We start from the raw sequence: 16,957 nt of genomic DNA, 5'->3' as shown, positions 1-16,957 counted from the left end.
GAAGCCTTTACGGGCGCCCCGGCCGGTGCAAGACTGCTCGGATGAACCTGCGCATCCAATCCGTCAGCGTCGACTCCACCGACCCCAAAGTGCCCGCCGATTTCTGGGAGAAGGCCCTGGGCTGGCGCCGCACCTACGAGGTGGAGGACGAAATCGTACTGGAGCCGCCCGCAGGCAGCCCGGCCGACGGCGTCAGCCCGGACCTGCTGTTCGTGAAAGTCCCCGAGCGGAAAGAGCTCAAGAACAGGCTGCACCTGGACCTGCGTCCGGATGACCAGGCCGAGGAAGTGCAGCGCCTGGAAGCCCTTGGCGCGTCACGCATTTCCGTCGGACAGGGCCCGGAGGTCACCTGGGTGGTCATGGCTGACCCGGACGGCAACGAGTTCTGTGTGCTGCGGGCGCTCCGGTCAGAAGAGCTGGAAGCCCAGGGACTGGTCCCCGGATTCAGAGAAACCCCCGGGAACGCCGCTGGCTAACGGTACGCAGTAACGAACGGGCTGTTGGTGGGCACGATCTGCTTGCCCAGCGGCATCAGGCTCACCGGGATGAGTTTGAGGTTGGCGATGGCCAGCGGGATGCCGATGATGGTGACCGCCATGGCAATGGCCGTGACCACGTGGCCGATCGCGATCCAAATGCCGGCCACCACCAGCCAGATGACATTCCCCAGGAGCGAGAACACGCCCGTTCCGCCCGGCTTGTCCACCACCATGCGCCCGAACGGCCAGAGCGTGTACGCCGCAATACGGAACGACGCGATGCCCCACGGAATGGTGACGATCAGCAGGCAGCAGATGATGCCGGCCAGGAAATAGCCCAGGGCAAGCCAAAGTCCGCCGAATACCAGCCAGATGATGTTGAGCAGAGTCTTCATCTGTCCATTGTGCCCCGCGGGGTCTGACAAAAACGTAGGGGTCTGCCCTGATTGACCCCTGAACTTGGACCTGGAACCTGGACCCTAAAACCTGGACCCTAAAACCTGGACCCTAAAACCTGGACCGGGCCTCAGCCCTTGGCGGCCTTCACGAAGGCCCGGATCTTCTCCAGGTCCTTCACGCCACGGGAAACCTCGACGCCGGAGCTGACGTCCACGCCCCAGGCGCCTGAGGCTGCGGTGGCGTGCGCCACGGTGTCCGGATCCAATCCGCCAGCCAGCAGCCACTTGCGGTCCTGGAGCGCCGTCACGTCCACCATGGAGGCGTAGTCCCAGGCTTCTCCGGAGCCGGGCACGGCGGCATCAATCAACAGGATTTCCTCGCCCCAGTCGGCGAACGCCTCCGCAGTGGCTGCCATGGTGACCGCCCTGATCAGCTTCATGCCGGCGTTGTGCACTGTTGTGACGTCCTGCAGGGTGAGGTCCGTATGGAGTTGGACCCACTCGAGTCCGGCGGCACGGGCGATGGCAATGGCATCGGCGACAGGTTCATGCCGGAAAACGCCGATGGCAAGCACCCCTTCCGGCACGTCCGCCAGCAGCGCGGAAACCTGCGACGGCGAGACCACCCGCGGGCTGGCCGTCAGGACAAAGCCGACGGCGTCCGCCCCGGCCTTCACGGCCTCACGGACGGATTCGGGCGTACTGAGACCACAGACTTTGACGAACATTTCCGGCTCCTTCAGGCTGTCTTGGTGACGTCCCCCGGGAGGAGATTAGCAGGGAAGTGCCCCCTGCGCCGATGTGGGCCGGTTCCATTTCAGGCGCCGGACAGCAAACGCTCCACCATGATGCGGCCTGTCTGTTCAAACGCGGCGTCGCCCACCTGGTTGGCCCACACCACCGTGCCGATGGCCTGGTTCAGGTTCTCCAGCCGCCAAACGTCTAATTCCGCCGGTCCCACCGTTTTGCCCAGGCCGGCATGGAACGCGTCCGCCAGGTCGGGCCGGTGGACGAACTGCTGGGGGCTGATGCGCACCAGATCGTGCACCCACGGACGCAGTTCGGCTCGGCCAAAGTCGATCACCTTGATCTGACCGTTGTCCTGCAGCCAGTTCCTTGGCTGGTAATCGCCGTGCGTTGCCACGAGCTGCACCACGCCCGGCTGCAGTGCCTCCAGCTCCCGTTCAAAGCTTTCCAGATACGTTTCGGGCAGCAGTCCGTGGGCGCGGTCCATCCACGCCCGGGTCTTTGCCGTGAGGGCTTCTGCATAAGTGGACGATTCCCCGGCGGGCCGGTGAATCCTCGCCAGCAGCTCCCCCGCCTGGCGGTACGTTTCCGGCTCATCCTCGGCCGGTGTCCCCTCAACCAGGATCCCCGGCAGGAATTCCGTCACCAGGATCCCGGCCTTCGCCGAGGCAAACCGCAACGCCGGCACGCGGCCGTTGAGCCCTTCGAAACCGCCGGCATGCGCGGAGATCTCGCGGTGGATATGGTGGCTTGTGGTGCTCGCTTTGACGATGAATTCTTCGCCCGGCGGCGTGGCAGCGTGGAGGACATTGGTGTCCTGCAGGGGCCAGGAGTAATCCCGCACCACACTGAATTCCCCAAGCCAGGACGTCAGCAGCCGGCTCTGTTCCTCGGTGATCCCCTGGCGCATTTGCCCAGCATGCCACGCGTGGCGGGGTCGCCCAAACACTGGAGAGGACGCCCAAACAAACTAGGCTGGTCCGATGGAGATCATCCGCTTCGCAGAACTCAGGTCTGAACCGTGGCGCAACGGCGGCGGGGTGACCCGGGAGCTTGCCAGCCACCCGAAGGCCGCCTCGGCGCAGGACGGCGCCTGGGATTGGCGCGTCAGCATCGCCGACGTCAGCAAGGCCGGGGATTTCTCGGCGTTCCCGGGCATGGAACGCGTGCTGACCGTGATCGACGGGGAACTCCTCCTGCTCACCGTGGACGGCGACGAACACCCGCTGGAGAAGTACCGGCCGTTCAGGTTCTCCGGCGAAGCTGCCGCGCACGGGGCCCTGCCCACCGGGGACATCCGCGACCTGAATGTCATCGCCCGGACGGGTTCGTTCAAGGGCTTCACGTCCATCATCGAGCTCTCCAAAAAGCGCGCACACCCGGTTTTTGAGGGCCAGCTCGCAGTGCTGCTGCAGGGCCAGGCCACCGTCAGCGCTGGCAACCTCAGCGTCAGCGTCAGCGCGGAAGCCGCGGACGCCGCGGGAGCCGCTGCCGCCGCAGAAGCCGACGCCGAGGAAGCTGCCCCCAGCCCCACGGAACCCGAGGCACTCAACAGGTATGACGCCGTCGTCGGCTCCGATACCGGGACCCCCGAAATCCTGGGCCGCGGCTTCCTGGCCGTGGTTTCAATCGACCGCGTGACTGCCTGATCCAGCGCTGCAGGCTAGCCTCGCCTTCGTTATCTGAGCCTTTCCACACTGGTCAGCGGCGCGGGGCGCTCCTAGACTCTGGCTATGACCTCCACGCCCTTTAATTCACTCCTGTCCACCCAGATCGGCAACGAGTTCGCGGCCTCGCAGCAGTACATTGCCGTGGCCACCTGGTTCGCCAACCAGGACCTCCCGCAGCTGGCCCGCTACTTCTACCGGCAGTCGGTGGAAGAGCGGAACCACGCCATGATGATGGTGCAGTACATGCTGGACCGCGACATTGAGTTCACCATTCCGGGCGTGACCACCGTGCGCAACGACTTCTCGTCCGTGACCGAGCCGCTGGCCCTGGCACTGGAGCAGGAGAAGGAAGTGACGGCCGCGATCGAGGCGCTGTTCCGTGCGGCCCGTAGCGAGGACGACGCCCTGGGCGAGCAGTTCATGCTGTGGTTCCTCAAGGAGCAGGTGGAGGAGGTCGCCGCCATGACCACCCTCCTGAACATTGCCGAGCGCGCGGACAACCTGTTCGACATCGAGAACTTCATCGCCCGCGAAACCGTGGGCAACGGGGGCCGAGACTCCTCCGCGCCTGAGACTGCCGGCGGCGCTCTCTAAGGTCCTGCCCCGCCCGGCGGTGAGGTTGGCCACCAACCCGGCCACCCGCCGTCGGGCGTTGCTATGCTGGAAACAAGGCTCCGCACAGGACCCTCCGGACGACGGTTCAGTACCCGGCACGCGACAAGACTGGCCAAAGGATCTGTCATGTCGTGGTTAATTCTCATTCTTTCCGGGGCGCTGGAGGCCGTCTGGGCCGCAGCTCTGCACCGGACATTCCAGGCCTCCGGCCGACGACGGCTCGCGCCTGCCCTCCTCTTCCTGGTCTCCGTCCTCGCCAGCATGGCCGGCCTCGCCATCGCCATGCAGTCCATCCCCACCGGCACCGCGTACGCCGTGTGGGTGGGCGTGGGCGTGGTGCTGACGTCCGCCTACGCGATCACCACCAGGGCGGAACGTCCGACGACGGCGCGCCTGCTGCTGCTCACCGGCATCGCCGCGTGCGTGGTTGGCCTGAAGGTGGTGGCGTAATGAATAAGCGTTCCGCTGCGTGGCTGATGCTGCTGGCCTCCGCCGTGCTGGAAGCCGTCTGGGCCAGCGCCCTGGGCCTGTCCGACGGTTTCACCCGGCCCCTTCCCACCGTTCTCTTCGCCGTGACGGCCACCCTGAGCATGATCGGCCTCGGCCTGGCCATCCGCAGCATCCCGCTCGGGACGGCCTACGCCGTCTGGGTGGGGATCGGCGCTGCCCTGACGGTGGGCTGGGCGATGGCCACCGGCGTCGAACCCTTCAGTGTCCTGAAGGTGCTGTTCATCGGGGGGATTGTGGCCTGCGCGGCCGGGTTGAAATCCCTGCCGGCTGGGAAATCCGCGAACGCTACGCCTCGCTCTTCTCCGTAATCCACCAGCCGATGCCGAGGGGAATCAGGTACCAGAGGGTTAGGGACGACGCCACTTCCAGCGCCGTGGGTGTATCCGGTCCACCGATCAGCGCACCCAGCGCCGTAATGGTGCTGAGGTAGCCGCTGGCATCCGGCAGGAGGGTGAGGATGAGTCCGTTGCCCACAAGGCTGACCAGGATGACGGCGACGATTGCCAGCGCGGTCCGGCGGATCGCCGCGGCGAGGGCCACACCGAACATGGTGCTCAGCAAGCAGGAGGCCAGGCCGGTTGCCAGTTCCTGCCCTACACCGTCGAATGCACCAGCGGCACCTGGTCCGGCACCGGCCAGGGCGGCAGCCACAACAGCGGACAGCAGGAACACAAAAACCTGGAGGGCAAGGGCCAGGACGGCGGCAGCGAGGACCTTGGCCCAGAACTGCGCGGTCCTGCCCCGCAGCAGCGGGTAGTAAACCAGCGTTGTCCGGTACGCGGTATCGGACGTCATCCCCAGGATGCCGATGAGCGGCATCGCCAGCGCCGTGAAAAGCCCGATGCTCCCGGCCAGGCTGGCGAAGGTGACGGGGGTGCCTTGTCCGGATCCGACAACTGCCAGCCCGACCACCAGCGCCACGGCAATGACAGCGAGCACTGCGAAGATCGCCAGCGAACTGCGTGTGTCCACCAGCTTGCGGACTTCGAAAGCAACCAGACGCGCAAACCCGACTTGCCGGTCCCTGCCGTTCCGGACGGGCGTTTGCTGGAGGGTGTGCTGGCTCATCGGATCTGCTCCAGGTTGTTGTTGCGGCTGCTGAATTCCCCGGACGTCAAGGCAAGGAATTTCTCCTCGAGCGCTGACTCCGTGATGTTGGACAGATGCGTCAGCACCACCCCGTACTCAAGGCATGCCCGGCCAATGTCCTCGGGCGTGGCGTCCACCAGAAATTCCCGCCCGGAAAGGTCAAAGCCCCACCCACGCCTCCTGCAGACTTCCGTGAGGCGCTCCGGTTCGACGGCGGTGGCCTTGGTCCTGGAGCTGACGCTGAACTCTGCGGCGGTGCCGGAGGCGACGATCCGCCCGCGGTCGATCATGACAATGTGGTCCGCCACTGCCTGCATGTCGCGGAGAAGGTGGCTGGAGAGCAGCACGGTGCCGCCCTGGGCGCTGAAATGCTTCAGGAAGTTCCGGACCCAAAGCGCACCATCGGCGTCGAGTCCGTTGGTGGGCTCATCCATGACCAGGAACTGGGGTCCGGCGAGCAGGGCCATGCCGAGGACCAGCCGCTGCCGCATCCCCAGGGACAGCGAGCCCACCCGCTTTCTCCGCACTGACTCAAGGCCGGCAACGCTGAGGGCATTTTCGACGGCGGAGCGCGGCGCGCCCAGCAGCATTGCGTTCAGCTTCAGGGTCTCCTGCAACGAGCGGCCCGGGTGCAATGCCGTGGGGTCCAGGACGAAGCCGATGGTGCGTCCCGGGTTTTCCAGGTCCTGGCGCCGGTGTCCGTTGAAAAGGACTTCGCCGGCGTCAGCGCGGGTCAGGCCGGCCGCAACGCGCAGCGTGGTTGACTTGCCCGCTCCGTTCGGCCCGAGGAATCCGGTGATGGATCCCCGCGGGCAGTCAAAGCTGACGGAGTCCACCACGTTCCGCCCGGCGTATGCCTTGGTGACCCCCGCGAAGGAAATCCCTGAAACGGCCTCAGACGCTAACCCCAATGGACAATTCCTTCCGTACACGTAAGCGCAGCGCCAGTAACAACGCCGCCAGGACCAGGACAAGGTCCGCCATGAAGTAGGCCATGTGGCCCTGCTGACCGATGACCACCATGGCGTGCCACAGCAGATTGGATAAAACGTGGAGGGCAACTGCCAGCCAGATCCCGCCGGAAGCCATCACCAAAGCTGTGGCGGCTATCGCAAAACACAGCTTGTCGATCAGCAGGATATCCAGTGATGGCATATGGGCGGCAACAAAAACAATAATACCAAATATGGCAGTTGTCATATTGCGCCATTTTTTCTGGAAATGCGCCAATAACACAAAAGGTGCAAAGCGGAAAACCAATTCTTCGCCCAGCGCCACGAGAATTATCCCGGCGAAAAGGGAAACTCCTGCCACTCCGCGGCTATTAATAAGGTGGCTGATTATTAGACAGGCGGCGGCTACGGCGGGAATCACCCACACGGAACGGTGCCGCCCGGCTGACGGCCCACAGTCGTTCCCGTAAAGCCACCACACGCCGGCGAACAGCACCGTCGCCGCCATCCAGGCCCAGGCCTCCGGCGCCACCGGCGATGCTGGGTCCAGGAACCCTGCGACGGCCCCGGCAACGAGGATGGTGCCGCCATGGAACGCGACGAGGTACAGGGCCTTCGGGCGCACGGTCAGGCCGCTGCCCCCGTGAGCCGCCCAATGAAGCGCAGTGTCCCAAAAACAAGCGTCCCGAAGCTGGACAAGGCAACGGCAAGGCCAATCCAGTGCGAATACTGCCTGTATCCGTGGCTGGCGACAATACCAACTATGGCCGCGATGAACCCTGCGAAGTAGATCAGGTCGAAGAACTCAAAGCGGATGAGGCAGGTCAGGGCCCCCGAAACGGCCAGCACCGTGAAAGCCAGGAACCGTCGAAGGGAAGTTTTCTTGGCGACCGTGGCGCCATTGACCTGCATGGTGTCGCTCTGGCCGCGCCAGTTGTTCTGTTCCAATTTCATAGCGCTTTCGTTCGAAGCTGTTGTTGGGGGCAAGCTGGCACGGCGGCGTGGATCCCCGCCGCCGTGCCGGCTTTACCTCAGTCCTGCAGGGAATCCCTGCAGGCTACCAACCGAAGAGGTAATGCCGCAGGGCCTCGAAGATCGCTCCGACACCTGCTCCGGCGACCTGTTCGATCGACCAGCGGATCCAGCCCGCGAGGCTGTTCCACCAGTTCAGGAAGGCACCCCAGCCGGCTTTAACAGCGTTGACGAGACTGTTCCAGAGCCAGCCCACGTTGTTCTTGATCCAGCTGACAACCGGACCGATGTTGATCCGCTTTTCACCTGATGCCGTGGTGCCCGGAGCCACATCCGTGGCGCCTGTCAGTGCCGAGGCAGTGCCTGACGGCAACCTGAGTTCCCGCGTTTCGGCCACAGCGGCGACCGAGGTCGCGCTGTAGGACGACGTGGCCGGCGCAGCCTGCGCCGCCGAAACAGATACAACCCCGCCGAGCAGAATGCCCGGGATCAGTGCAGCGCCAATGATTGCCTTGCGGGCAAACGGCAACTTTCTCTTCAACATGTAATTCCCCCAAATATTCACATTTAATCAATTAGTCGGCCGCGACCTCGTTGAAGATATCACTAAAGACGTTTGATTAAACACAGTTCTTGTGACTTGCGATTCGCTCGATTCTTTTGATATTGGGCAAAGGACGCATTCATCCCTCACTTCATTGGGCCAATTCCGGCCTCCGGTTTAGGCTTTTGCCATGGACTCCCCCGAAGTACAGCAGGCACTCGACGCCCTGCAGCACAGGCTCGATGGCGGCCGGCGGCTACTCCTGGGCATCACGGGCGCACCCGGCTCCGGCAAGTCCACCTTTGCGGCCCGGCTGCAGCGGGAGTTCGGCCCTGATACCGCCGTCGTGGTGCCGATGGACGGCTTCCACCTGGGCAACGCGATCATCAACGGCACACCGCTGCGGCAGCGCAAGGGCGCAATGGACACGTTCGACGTCGGCGGCTATCTCTCGCTGTTGCAGCGGCTCGTGCGGCGGGATGAGGCGGTGGTGTACGCGCCCGAGTTCCGGCGGACTTTGGACGAACCGGTGGCCGCGTCCATCGCAGTCCCCGCGTCCGTGCCGCTGGTGATCACCGAGGGAAACTATCTGCTGGCGGAGACACCTGAGTGGAAGGATGTCCGGGCGCAGCTGGATGAGGTCTGGTTCATGGATTCCCCTCCCGCGCTGCGGCTTGCCCGGCTGGTGGACCGGCACGTGGAGTTCGGTATGGAGCGGACCGCAGCGGAGGCATGGGCGGCGGGCCCGGATGAGGCCAACGCGGTGATGATCGAGGCCACGCGCCGGGGCGCCGACCGGATCATCCCGTGGGGCCAGGCCACCGGCCAGGAATACAGGACACCCTCTAGGAATACCGGGGCAAGGGCCGGGGTTCTTGGCTGGGACGAGAATCCACAAACGAATGGAGAGCACTCATGACTGCACCATTGGTACACCTCGGCGACGGCCTCAACGTCAGCCCCCTGGGTTTCGGCGGCATGGCCCTCACCCCGGTCTACGGCGAAGTTGACCCGCACGAGGCCCTCAAAACCCTGCACCATGCGGTGGATGCCGGCGTCAGCTTCATTGACACCGCGGACATCTACGGCGGAGGCAGCAACGAGCAACTCATCGCGCAGCTGCTCGAGGACCGGCGGGGTGAAGTGCAGCTCGCCACCAAGTTTTCCCTGGTGGGCTCGCCGGCTGATGGCTACACGGATGTCCGGGGAGATGCCGCCTACGTCCGGCAGGCTGTCGACGCCAGCCTAAAGCGGCTTGGCACGGACGTGATCGACCTCTACTACATGCACCGCCGTGACCTCCGCGTTCCGATTGTGGAAACCGTGGAGGCCATGGCGGGGCTGGTGCAGCAGGGCAAGGTCAAACACCTCGGCCTGTCAGAGGTGACCGCGCAGGAGCTGGCCGAAGCCCACTCCGTGCACCCCATCGCCGCGGTCCAAAGCGAATGGTCCATCTGGAGCCGCGACGTCGAACGCAACGTAGTTCCGGCCGCGGCCAGCCTGGGCGTGGGCTTTGTGCCGTATTCGCCACTGGGCCGGGGATTCCTCACCGGCACGGTGGACGCTTCCAGCCTGGGAGCCAACGACTTCCGACGCCGGATCCCGCGGTTCGCCGCGGACGCCTTTGACGCGAACCAGGGAGTCGTGGCCGCCGTGCGGTCGGTCGCGGCCGAGCTGTCCGCAACGCCCGCCCAGGTTGCACTCGCGTGGCTGCTGGAGCAGGGCAAACGGCGGGGACTGGCCGTGGTCCCCATCCCCGGCACCCGCAAGACGCACCGGATCGACGAAAACCTGGGCGCACTGTCCCTGGACCTGACCCCGGCACAACTGGAGGCGCTGGACCAGGCTGCGGACGCCGTCGTCGGCTCCCGCTCGGCGGACCCCAACTGGGTGTCACAGGGGCGTGAATAAACTGAAGCCCATGGACACGCTCATTCACGACCTCCGCGACATCACCATCCGCAGCATCTCCGTCAGCGAGATGAACAACAACGTGTACCTGCTGACCGCGAAAGCCAGCGGCGCACAGCTGCTGATTGATGCCGCGGACGACCTTCCGGCCATCCAGGCGATGCTGCAGGACGCCGCTGCGGATACCGCGGCCACAACCAAACTGGCGCAGATTGCAACAACGCACCAGCATTGGGACCACGTCCGGGCACTGCCGGCGTTGGTGGCAGCCACGGGCGCCCCAACCGTTGCCGGAAAGGACGACGCCGAGGCGCTGCCAGTGCCCGTGGACCGGATCCTGGAGCACGGGGACACCTGCGCTGTGGACGGCTTCGAGCTCACCGCCGTGCACCTGCGCGGCCATACCCCGGGATCGATCGCGTTTGTGTACCAGGACCCGGAAGGGCCTGCCCACATTTTCAGCGGGGATTCATTGTTCCCGGGCGGCGTGGGCAACACCCAGAATGATCCTGAGCGGTTCACGTCACTGCTGGACGATGTCACCGCGCGGTTGTTCGAGGCCTACCCGGATGACACGTTGGTGCACCCGGGCCACGGCAGCCCCACCACCCTCGGCGCGGAACGCCCGCACCTTGAGGAGTGGCGCGCCCGCGGCTGGTAACTTTCGCTACGCTTTCAGGCTGGCGCTGCGCTTCGTGATTTGCGCTACGCGAAATGCCGGTCGCTACGGATATATCCGTCGCGGCCGGCATTCTGCGTATCGCCAGCTACTTTACGTAGCGAAAACACGAATCTTAGCGGCTGCGGCGTTCGTTCGAGGCCGGAGCCGACGCGCGGCGGGGACCGCTGCGTGCCGGACGGCCACTGGTGCCACCGTTGCCGCCACCGTTACCGGCGTACGAGCCACCGGACGTGCCGCCGGTGTTGGAGGACCAAACAGCCTTGTTGCCGGCATTGCCGCCGTTGCCGCCGTTGCCCGAGTTACCTGTGGAGGCTCCGGCGCGCTGGCCGGATCCACCCGTGCGGGCACCTGCACCGGCGCCTGCGGTGCGGGCCCCGGCTGCGCGCTGGCCCGTTGCCGGACGTCCGCCGCGCTGTCCGCCGGTGGTAGCCGGGCGGCCCGTGCCGCCACGGGGGGCATCGCTGCGGGTAACGCGTGAATCAGAACGGCCGTCTGAACCGCGGCCGGCCGCTGCACGGCCACCTGCTGCGGGGACGTCGTTGCGGTGCGTGGAGCCGGTGGCGCCGTGGCCGCGGGAATTGCGGCGAGCAGCAGCTGCTGCAATGGCGCGGTCCTCGTTCTGCTCAGCTACACGGTCAAATGCTGCCCGTGCCTCGGTGCGGCCTTCGTAGGCAACAGCGCGGCGCTCGGCGCGCGGAAGATCGGTGCGGGTTGGCTCAGCGGAGACCCGTCCACGTCCACCACGGCCGCCACGGCCACCGGCGGTGGGGCCTTCCTGGCTGCGGCGGGCGCGCTTGCGCTCGGCGTTGGCACCCGTGGAGGTGCCGCCACCCTGCTGTGCGGACTTCTTGGCGAGAAGAGCGGCGCGCGTGCGCGGATCGATCTTGTCGGCCATTTCGCCCACGAGCTCAGCAACCAGCGGGGAGTTGGCGGTGACGCGCTCGAAGTTAACCTCGACGCCGGCAGCCTTCATCAGCTTCTTGACGTCGGACTGCTGCTCCGGGAGGGTCAGCGTGACAACGGTGCCGTCCGAACCTGCGCGGGCCGTACGGCCTGAGCGGTGGAGGTATGCCTTGTGCTCTGTGGGCGGATCCACGTGGATCACCAGTTCGACGTCGTCCACGTGGACGCCGCGGGCTGCGACGTCGGTGGCCACCAGGACGCGGACGTCACCGGAGGAAAACTCGGCCAGGTTGCGGTCACGGGCGTTCTGCGAGAGGTTGCCGTGCAGATCGACGGCGGGGATCCCGGCGTCGGTCAGGGTCTTGGCCAGCTTGCGGGCGTGGTGCTTGGTCCGCATAAAGAGGACGCGGCGGCCGGCGCCCGAGGCGAGCTCAACGATCAGCTGCTTCTTGACGGTCTGGTCGTTGACCACCAGGACGTGGTGTTCCATGGTGGTCACGGCGGCCTGTGATTCGTCCACGGCGTGGGTCAGCGGGTTGGACAGGTAGCGCTGGACGATCTTGTCCACGCCGTTGTCCAGGGTGGCGGAGAACAGCAGGCGCTGGCCCTGGCTGGGGGTCATGTCCATGAGCTTCTTGACCACCGGGAGGAAGCCGAGGTCCGCCATGTGGTCGGCTTCGTCCAGGACGGTGATCTCGACGCCTTCGAGGGTCAGGATGCGCTGGCGGATCAGGTCCTCCAGGCGGCCCGGGCAGGCGATGACAATGTCGACGCCGGCGCGCAGTGCCTTTTCCTGGCGGGCCTGGGAGATGCCGCCGTAGATCACGGTGGTGGTCAGGCCCATGGCCTTGGCCATCGGCTCGATGGTGGCGTTGATCTGGGTGGCCAGCTCGCGGGTCGGTGCGAGGACCAGGCCCATGGGGCGGCCGGGCTTGCGGAAGTGCTTGGCTTCCCGCTCAGCGAGTCGTGCTACAAGCGGGATGGCGAAAGCGATGGTCTTGCCGGAGCCGGTGCGGCCGCGGCCCAGGACGTCGCGTCCGGCCAGGGTGTCCGGGAGGGTCTTGACCTGGATGGGGAACGGCTCAACAATTCCCTGTGCGGTGAGGGTGTCGGCGAGTGCTTTGGGCGTGCCGAGGGCAGCAAAAGTAGTCATATATATTTCATGGTCTTTCAGGCGGTATCCGTGCGGATATCGGCCCCCGATGCCGGTTGGCTCAAGGGTTTCGCCGAAGAAAAGTCAGGTGATCAACCGTGCTGCTGCCCAATTCTGGGCGGCGGCTGGGACCAAATGGAACGCGTTCATCGACGCAGGATGTGCCTCTCACATGAAAAAACCCGCTTCCCAAATAAAGGGACGAGCGGGCATCACTGCACATCAAGTCCCCTAAGCGTACCATCCCCGCGCCGGGGCACCGGTTTCCTGCAACGTCCGTTGCCTTTGGGTGCCCGGCAGGCGCAGGCTTGAGGCATGACTCAACAGGGCGAAGACCACCACCACCCAACGGACGACGGCGGCACCCGCCTCAGTGATGAACCACGCCAAGGTGCGGCCGAAGCCTGGGACGAAAAATACGGCAGCAAGGCGCAGATCTGGAGCGGCAAACCCAACCCGCAACTGGTCCGCGAAGGCGCCGGACTGAGGCCGGGCAGGGCACTGGACCTGGGCTGCGGCGAAGGTGCCGACGCCATCTGGCTCGCCCAGCAGGGCTGGACCGTCACCGCCGTCGACGTTTCCGCCGTCGCTCTGGAACGGGCAGCCACGCACGAAAGGGCGGCCCTGGACCGCGAAAGCGTGCACGCCGAGGGAGCGGGCGAAATTCCCAGCCGCATCCACTGGGAACAGTGTGACCTAGACCAATGGCAGCCAGAGGGGACCTACGATCTGGTGTCCTCCCAGTTCCTGCACGGTCCACAGCTGGTATGGCAGGGCCCGCTTCGGACTGCGGCTGCGGCGGTCAAGCCGGGCGGCACGCTGCTGATTGTGGGGCACCATCCGGACCGCCTGCCGCCGTGGGGCAACCACACCAAACCGGAGATGTTCTACACCCCGATGCAGCTCGTCGAGGAGCTCGGCCTGGATTCCCCGGACTGGCAGCTGGAGGTCAACACCACGCGGGAGCGGGTCACTAACGGGCCGGACGGCCAGGAAGCCGTCCTCGGCGACACCATACTCAGGGCCACCCGGCTGGCTTGAGTTAGCGCGAAACCCGCGGCGCCACCGCAACCGCGGCGACGGCCACCACCGCCGTCAGTGCGAAGACCCCCGCGAACGATTCCGCCGTCGTCGTAAATGCCGCGAACACGATGCCCGTCGCGGCGAGCGCCAGCGCCCCGCCCAGCGAGTCCGAGATGGACATCGCCGAGCTGTTGAAGCCTTCGTTTTCCTTGGTGGACATGGCGAGCGTCATCACGCTGAGCCGCGGATACAGCAGCCCCATGCCGCCGCCGGCGAAGAGCCAGCCGGCAATCGCGACGGCGGCAGGCCAGTGGAGCGCCGACGTCGCCAACGTGAGGAGAATGGCTCCCAGCACCAGCGCTGAGCCGATGCGCACCGCCGCCCGGTGCTTCAGCCGGGTGCCGAGGCGGCCCTGAATGGCGGCCGCGGCTGCCCACGACAACGCGCCTCCGGTGAGTGCCAGGCCGGCGAACGTCGGCGGGAACTGGTACTCCTCGATCAGCAGGTACGGCAGATAGACCTCGGCGCCGAAGAATGCGGCAGACGCCAGGCCGCGGGTCAGGATCACGCTGGGCAGGCCGCGGCGGGCGAGCAGCGTTCCGCGCGGTACCAGCGGCCGCACGGCTACGAGGGCAATCACGACGGCGGCCGCGGCCAGGAGTGCCGGGGCTGCGGGAATGCCCGCGATAGTGACTCCGGCGGAGAGGTTCAGCCCCAGCACAGCGAGCGCGGCGAGCGCCGCCCAGGCCAGCCGGCCCAGCGCCCAGGGCGGGACCGCGGCCTGCTCAGAAGGCCGGTCGATGCCGCGGAGCACCGGAACAATCATCACCAGGGCGGGAACCACCAGGCCCACCACACCCAGGAACACCCAGTGCCAGCTCAGGACCTCCGCCACGATGCCGGCCGCGAACGGGCCCACCAGGGACGGGATCACCCACGCCGCGGAGAAGGCGGCAAAGATCCCCGGGTGCAGGACGGCCGGGTAGACGCGGGCCACTACCACGTAGAGCGCAACCGTCAGCGCACCGCCGCCAAGCCCCTGCACCAGGCGGCCGGCAACCAGCATGGGCATGGACACGGCCGTGCCCGCGATGATCAGGCCCAGCACGAACAACGCCACGGAGGCGTACAACGGGACGGTTGGCCCGCGGCGGTCCGACCAGTTTCCGGCCGCCACCATGCCGATCACGCCCGTGGCCAGCGGACCGGCGAAGGCCAGAGCATACAGGCTGGCGCCGTCGAGCTCGCGGCTGACGACGGGCATGATGGTAGTCACCGCGAGCGATTCGAACGCCGCGAGGAAGACCAGGGCGCACGCGCCGATGGTCACCCACAGGTACGGTCGCTGCAGGATCCCGGCCGTGGCGGCGGAATGCGTGGCCGGCAGGGCGGCTTCCTGCACGCTATTGGCCCGATCGGCTGGAGTCGCCGATGTAGCGGTTCCGGCCCGCGCGGTAACCGAACACCGCGGCCAGCGAACCGACCACCAGGAACAGCACCCCGGCGGCCGTGAAGGATCCCGTGGCCTGGTGCAGCTGGCCCACCATCAGCGTGCCGGTGGAACCCAGCCCGTAGCCCACGCCCTGCATCATCCCGGACAGGTGCGCGGCCGTGTGCCCGTCGCGGGTCCGCAGCATAATCATGGTCAGGGCCACCGCGGTGAGGCTTCCCTGCCCCAATCCCAGCAGCGAGGTCCACACCCAGATGAGTTCCAGGGGTCCGAAGATGCTCAGCGCAAACCCGCCGCCTGTCATCAGCGCCACCACCACAGCGATGGCCCGCTGGTCACGGAACCTCGCCGCCAGTGCAGGGGCAAACAGCGAACCCGTCATCTGGAGCACGATCGAAACGGAGACCATTAGGCCGGCCGTGGCGCCGTCCACGCCGCGTTCGCGCAGGATCGGCGCCAGCCAGGCAAAAACGCTGAAGGACATCATGGCCTGCAGCACCATAAAGATGGTCACCTGCCACGCCACCGCCGAACGCCACACGTTGACGCCGAGGTTGGCGGCCTGGTGCCGGACGGGGTGCTGGCGCAATGCCACCGGAAGGAACAGCAAAAGTACGACGGCGGCAGGAACGGCCCAGAACCACAGTGCCGAGGTCCACTCCCCCGTCGCCGTGAAGACCGGGTAGGTAAAGCCGGCGCCGAGAGCGGCCGACGCGCAGATGGCCGTGGTGTACAGGCCGCCCATGAGACCCAGCCGGTGCGGGAAATCGCGCTTCACCAGCCCTGGCAGCAACACGTTGCACAGGGCGATGGCGGCACCGCAGGCAGCAGTTCCCGCCAGCAAGGTAGGGAGGTGGCCGGCACCGGGCAGGAGGCCTCCGATGTCCGCGGGCCGCAGCAGCAGCCCTGCCGTAAGTACTGCCATGGCACCGAGCAGGACGCGTTCGGCGCCGAACCGGCGGGCCAGGACAGGGGCCAGCGGTGCGAAGACGCCCAGGAGCGTCACGGGCACGGTGGTGAGCACCACGACGGCCCAGCCCGGCAGGCCGGCGTCGGACGTGATCTCCGGAAGAACCGCAGCGAAACTGGAGAAAACCGTGCGGAGGTTCAGCCCGATGAGCACCAGACAGAGGCCCAGGTACACGAGAGCGCGTCGGCTGCCTTGCGGGCTCTCCGGACCGCCGCCCGACTGGCCCGGAAGGCGCGTCGGGGCGGCTGGGGGGATGTCGTCGATTTCGGCGTCGATCAGCAGTCCAGGCACGTCAACGTTGTCAGCACGGGTCACGGGACCCATTCTGTCAGGCTTCGTTGCCACGCGGAGTTATCCACATAGACCAGAAAAGGGCTGGTTGCCCGCCTGGAGCGACCCTACCGTGGGATCAGCATGCGGTACCCAGCCATAACATCCGGGAGAAGCCATGAGCCTCGCACCATTGCACGATCCGTCCATTGCGTCCGCCCCGGCCTCGCCGAAGGCGCATGGCAGTGGCGAGGGCACAGCCAGCCTCGCTTTCAGCCTCATCGCCCCGGCGAGCATGTTTCTGACGGTGCCCTTCAGCCTATTGGCGGCCTTCTTTACGAGGCCTTCGGAAAGGCCTGGCCGGCTGGACTGGGTCGCACCGTTAGTGCTGTGGAGCTATCCGGCGCTGTTTGGCCTGCTCGCAGTGACGCTCGGCATTGTTTCGCTCCGCGTATTTGTGCGTCGGTCAAACGGTTGGCGGGCTGGTGTGGCTGCGTTGTGGATATCGGCGGCCGAAGTTGCCGTGGGCCTGGTGCTCGTGCTCAGGGACGGGGACTTTATGATCCTCTTCTGAGATTTCATTTCCTTTCCGACCTCGCAGGGCGACCATTTTCGCGT

At 66.2% G+C, this 16,957-nt stretch carries 21 protein-coding genes and 1 riboswitch; of the genes, 10 read left to right on the top strand and 11 right to left on the bottom strand.

What is annotated here, in order from left to right:
• Positions 1 to 41 precede the first annotated feature (41 nt).
• The gene (locus AU252_RS12135) at positions 42 to 476 is read left to right on the top strand and encodes a VOC family protein (protein WP_058930937.1); all 435 of its coding nucleotides are present in this window, start codon (positions 42 to 44) and stop codon (positions 474 to 476) included.
• On the opposite strand, the gene AU252_RS12130 is transcribed toward AU252_RS12135, so the two are convergent.
• From AU252_RS12130 to AU252_RS12120, 3 genes are all read right to left on the bottom strand, one after another.
• Entirely contained in the window at positions 473 to 874 is a 402-nt protein-coding gene (locus AU252_RS12130) for a YccF domain-containing protein (protein ID WP_058930936.1), read from the bottom strand. The genes AU252_RS12135 and AU252_RS12130 overlap by 4 nt on opposite strands.
• A gap of 131 nt (positions 875 to 1,005) precedes the next feature.
• The gene (locus tag AU252_RS12125) at positions 1,006 to 1,605 is read right to left on the bottom strand and encodes a phosphoribosylanthranilate isomerase (protein WP_058930935.1); all 600 of its coding nucleotides are present in this window, start codon (positions 1,603 to 1,605) and stop codon (positions 1,006 to 1,008) included.
• Positions 1,606 to 1,694: 89 nt separating this feature from the next.
• On the bottom strand, positions 1,695 to 2,534 hold the full coding sequence (locus AU252_RS12120) for an aminoglycoside phosphotransferase family protein (RefSeq protein WP_058930934.1): 840 nt from the start codon (positions 2,532 to 2,534) through the stop codon (positions 1,695 to 1,697).
• A gap of 73 nt (positions 2,535 to 2,607) precedes the next feature.
• Between AU252_RS12120 and AU252_RS12115 the strand changes: the two genes are divergently transcribed.
• The 4 genes from AU252_RS12115 (at position 2,608) to AU252_RS12100 (ending at position 4,727) form a co-directional block, all read left to right on the top strand.
• Positions 2,608 to 3,273 (top strand): HutD/Ves family protein, encoded by a 666-nt coding sequence (locus AU252_RS12115; RefSeq protein WP_058930933.1) that lies wholly within the window; start codon positions 2,608 to 2,610, stop codon positions 3,271 to 3,273.
• An 84-nt stretch (positions 3,274 to 3,357) separates the two neighbouring features.
• Complete coding sequence (locus AU252_RS12110; RefSeq protein ID WP_058930932.1) at positions 3,358 to 3,888, top strand: ferritin; 531 nt, start codon at positions 3,358 to 3,360, stop codon at positions 3,886 to 3,888.
• 72 nt (positions 3,889 to 3,960) lie between these two features.
• A riboswitch (guanidine-III (ykkC-III) riboswitch) is annotated at positions 3,961 to 4,026 on the top strand.
• A gap of 9 nt (positions 4,027 to 4,035) precedes the next feature.
• A complete protein-coding gene (locus AU252_RS12105; RefSeq protein ID WP_058930931.1) occupies positions 4,036 to 4,359 on the top strand; it encodes a DMT family transporter in 324 nt (107 codons plus the stop codon).
• The gene (locus AU252_RS12100) at positions 4,359 to 4,727 is read left to right on the top strand and encodes a DMT family transporter (RefSeq protein WP_058930930.1); all 369 of its coding nucleotides are present in this window, start codon (positions 4,359 to 4,361) and stop codon (positions 4,725 to 4,727) included. The genes AU252_RS12105 and AU252_RS12100 overlap by 1 nt, the downstream gene beginning before the upstream one ends.
• Here AU252_RS12100 and AU252_RS12095 read toward each other — a convergent pair.
• From AU252_RS12095 to AU252_RS12075, 5 genes are all read right to left on the bottom strand, one after another.
• The gene (locus AU252_RS12095; RefSeq protein WP_058930929.1) at positions 4,705 to 5,487 is read right to left on the bottom strand and encodes an ABC transporter permease; all 783 of its coding nucleotides are present in this window, start codon (positions 5,485 to 5,487) and stop codon (positions 4,705 to 4,707) included. The two genes, AU252_RS12100 and AU252_RS12095, sit on opposite strands and share 23 nt — an antisense overlap.
• Entirely contained in the window at positions 5,484 to 6,419 is a 936-nt protein-coding gene (locus AU252_RS12090; protein WP_157768976.1) for an ABC transporter ATP-binding protein, read from the bottom strand. The genes AU252_RS12095 and AU252_RS12090 overlap by 4 nt, the downstream gene beginning before the upstream one ends.
• Positions 6,403 to 7,086, bottom strand: a complete 684-nt coding sequence (locus tag AU252_RS12085; protein WP_058930927.1) for a CPBP family intramembrane glutamic endopeptidase — start codon at positions 7,084 to 7,086, stop codon at positions 6,403 to 6,405. Before AU252_RS12085 ends, AU252_RS12090 begins: the two co-directional genes overlap by 17 nt.
• A gap of 2 nt (positions 7,087 to 7,088) precedes the next feature.
• Positions 7,089 to 7,415, bottom strand: a complete 327-nt coding sequence (locus AU252_RS12080) for a hypothetical protein (RefSeq protein ID WP_058930926.1) — start codon at positions 7,413 to 7,415, stop codon at positions 7,089 to 7,091.
• Positions 7,416 to 7,518: 103 nt separating this feature from the next.
• The gene (locus AU252_RS12075) at positions 7,519 to 7,977 is read right to left on the bottom strand and encodes a hypothetical protein (RefSeq protein ID WP_157768975.1); all 459 of its coding nucleotides are present in this window, start codon (positions 7,975 to 7,977) and stop codon (positions 7,519 to 7,521) included.
• A 190-nt stretch (positions 7,978 to 8,167) separates the two neighbouring features.
• On the opposite strand from AU252_RS12075, the gene AU252_RS12070 reads away from it, so the two are divergent.
• From AU252_RS12070 to AU252_RS12060, 3 genes are read left to right on the top strand one after another with little or no spacing between them, the layout of a single operon-like run.
• Entirely contained in the window at positions 8,168 to 8,896 is a 729-nt protein-coding gene (locus tag AU252_RS12070) for a nucleoside/nucleotide kinase family protein (protein WP_083510358.1), read from the top strand.
• Complete coding sequence (locus AU252_RS12065) at positions 8,893 to 9,888, top strand: aldo/keto reductase (RefSeq protein ID WP_058930924.1); 996 nt, start codon at positions 8,893 to 8,895, stop codon at positions 9,886 to 9,888. Before AU252_RS12070 ends, AU252_RS12065 begins: the two co-directional genes overlap by 4 nt.
• Positions 9,889 to 9,898: 10 nt before the next feature.
• On the top strand, positions 9,899 to 10,549 hold the full coding sequence (locus tag AU252_RS12060) for an MBL fold metallo-hydrolase (RefSeq protein ID WP_058930923.1): 651 nt from the start codon (positions 9,899 to 9,901) through the stop codon (positions 10,547 to 10,549).
• Between the two features lie 133 nt (positions 10,550 to 10,682).
• On the opposite strand, the gene AU252_RS12055 is transcribed toward AU252_RS12060, so the two are convergent.
• Entirely contained in the window at positions 10,683 to 12,626 is a 1,944-nt protein-coding gene (locus tag AU252_RS12055) for a DEAD/DEAH box helicase (protein WP_058930922.1), read from the bottom strand.
• Positions 12,627 to 12,941: 315 nt separating this feature from the next.
• On the opposite strand from AU252_RS12055, the gene AU252_RS12050 reads away from it, so the two are divergent.
• Positions 12,942 to 13,667, top strand: a complete 726-nt coding sequence (locus AU252_RS12050) for an SAM-dependent methyltransferase (protein ID WP_058930921.1) — start codon at positions 12,942 to 12,944, stop codon at positions 13,665 to 13,667.
• Position 13,668: 1 nt separating this feature from the next.
• On the opposite strand, the gene AU252_RS12045 is transcribed toward AU252_RS12050, so the two are convergent.
• Both AU252_RS12045 and AU252_RS12040 read right to left on the bottom strand, forming a co-directional pair.
• Positions 13,669 to 15,051, bottom strand: a complete 1,383-nt coding sequence (locus tag AU252_RS12045) for an MFS transporter (RefSeq protein WP_058930920.1) — start codon at positions 15,049 to 15,051, stop codon at positions 13,669 to 13,671.
• A 1-nt stretch (position 15,052) separates the two neighbouring features.
• A complete protein-coding gene (locus AU252_RS12040; protein WP_058930919.1) occupies positions 15,053 to 16,393 on the bottom strand; it encodes a CynX/NimT family MFS transporter in 1,341 nt (446 codons plus the stop codon).
• Between the two features lie 124 nt (positions 16,394 to 16,517).
• On the opposite strand from AU252_RS12040, the gene AU252_RS12035 reads away from it, so the two are divergent.
• The gene (locus AU252_RS12035; protein ID WP_058930918.1) at positions 16,518 to 16,913 is read left to right on the top strand and encodes a hypothetical protein; all 396 of its coding nucleotides are present in this window, start codon (positions 16,518 to 16,520) and stop codon (positions 16,911 to 16,913) included.
• The last annotated feature ends 44 nt before the right edge of the window (positions 16,914 to 16,957 follow it).

This window comes from Pseudarthrobacter sulfonivorans, from assembly GCF_001484605.1.
GTDB classification, from domain to species: Bacteria; Actinomycetota; Actinomycetes; order Actinomycetales; family Micrococcaceae; genus Arthrobacter; species Arthrobacter sulfonivorans_A.
The sequence above is the reverse complement of the archived record's forward strand: the minus strand, read 5'-3'. Positions and strand labels throughout refer to the sequence as shown.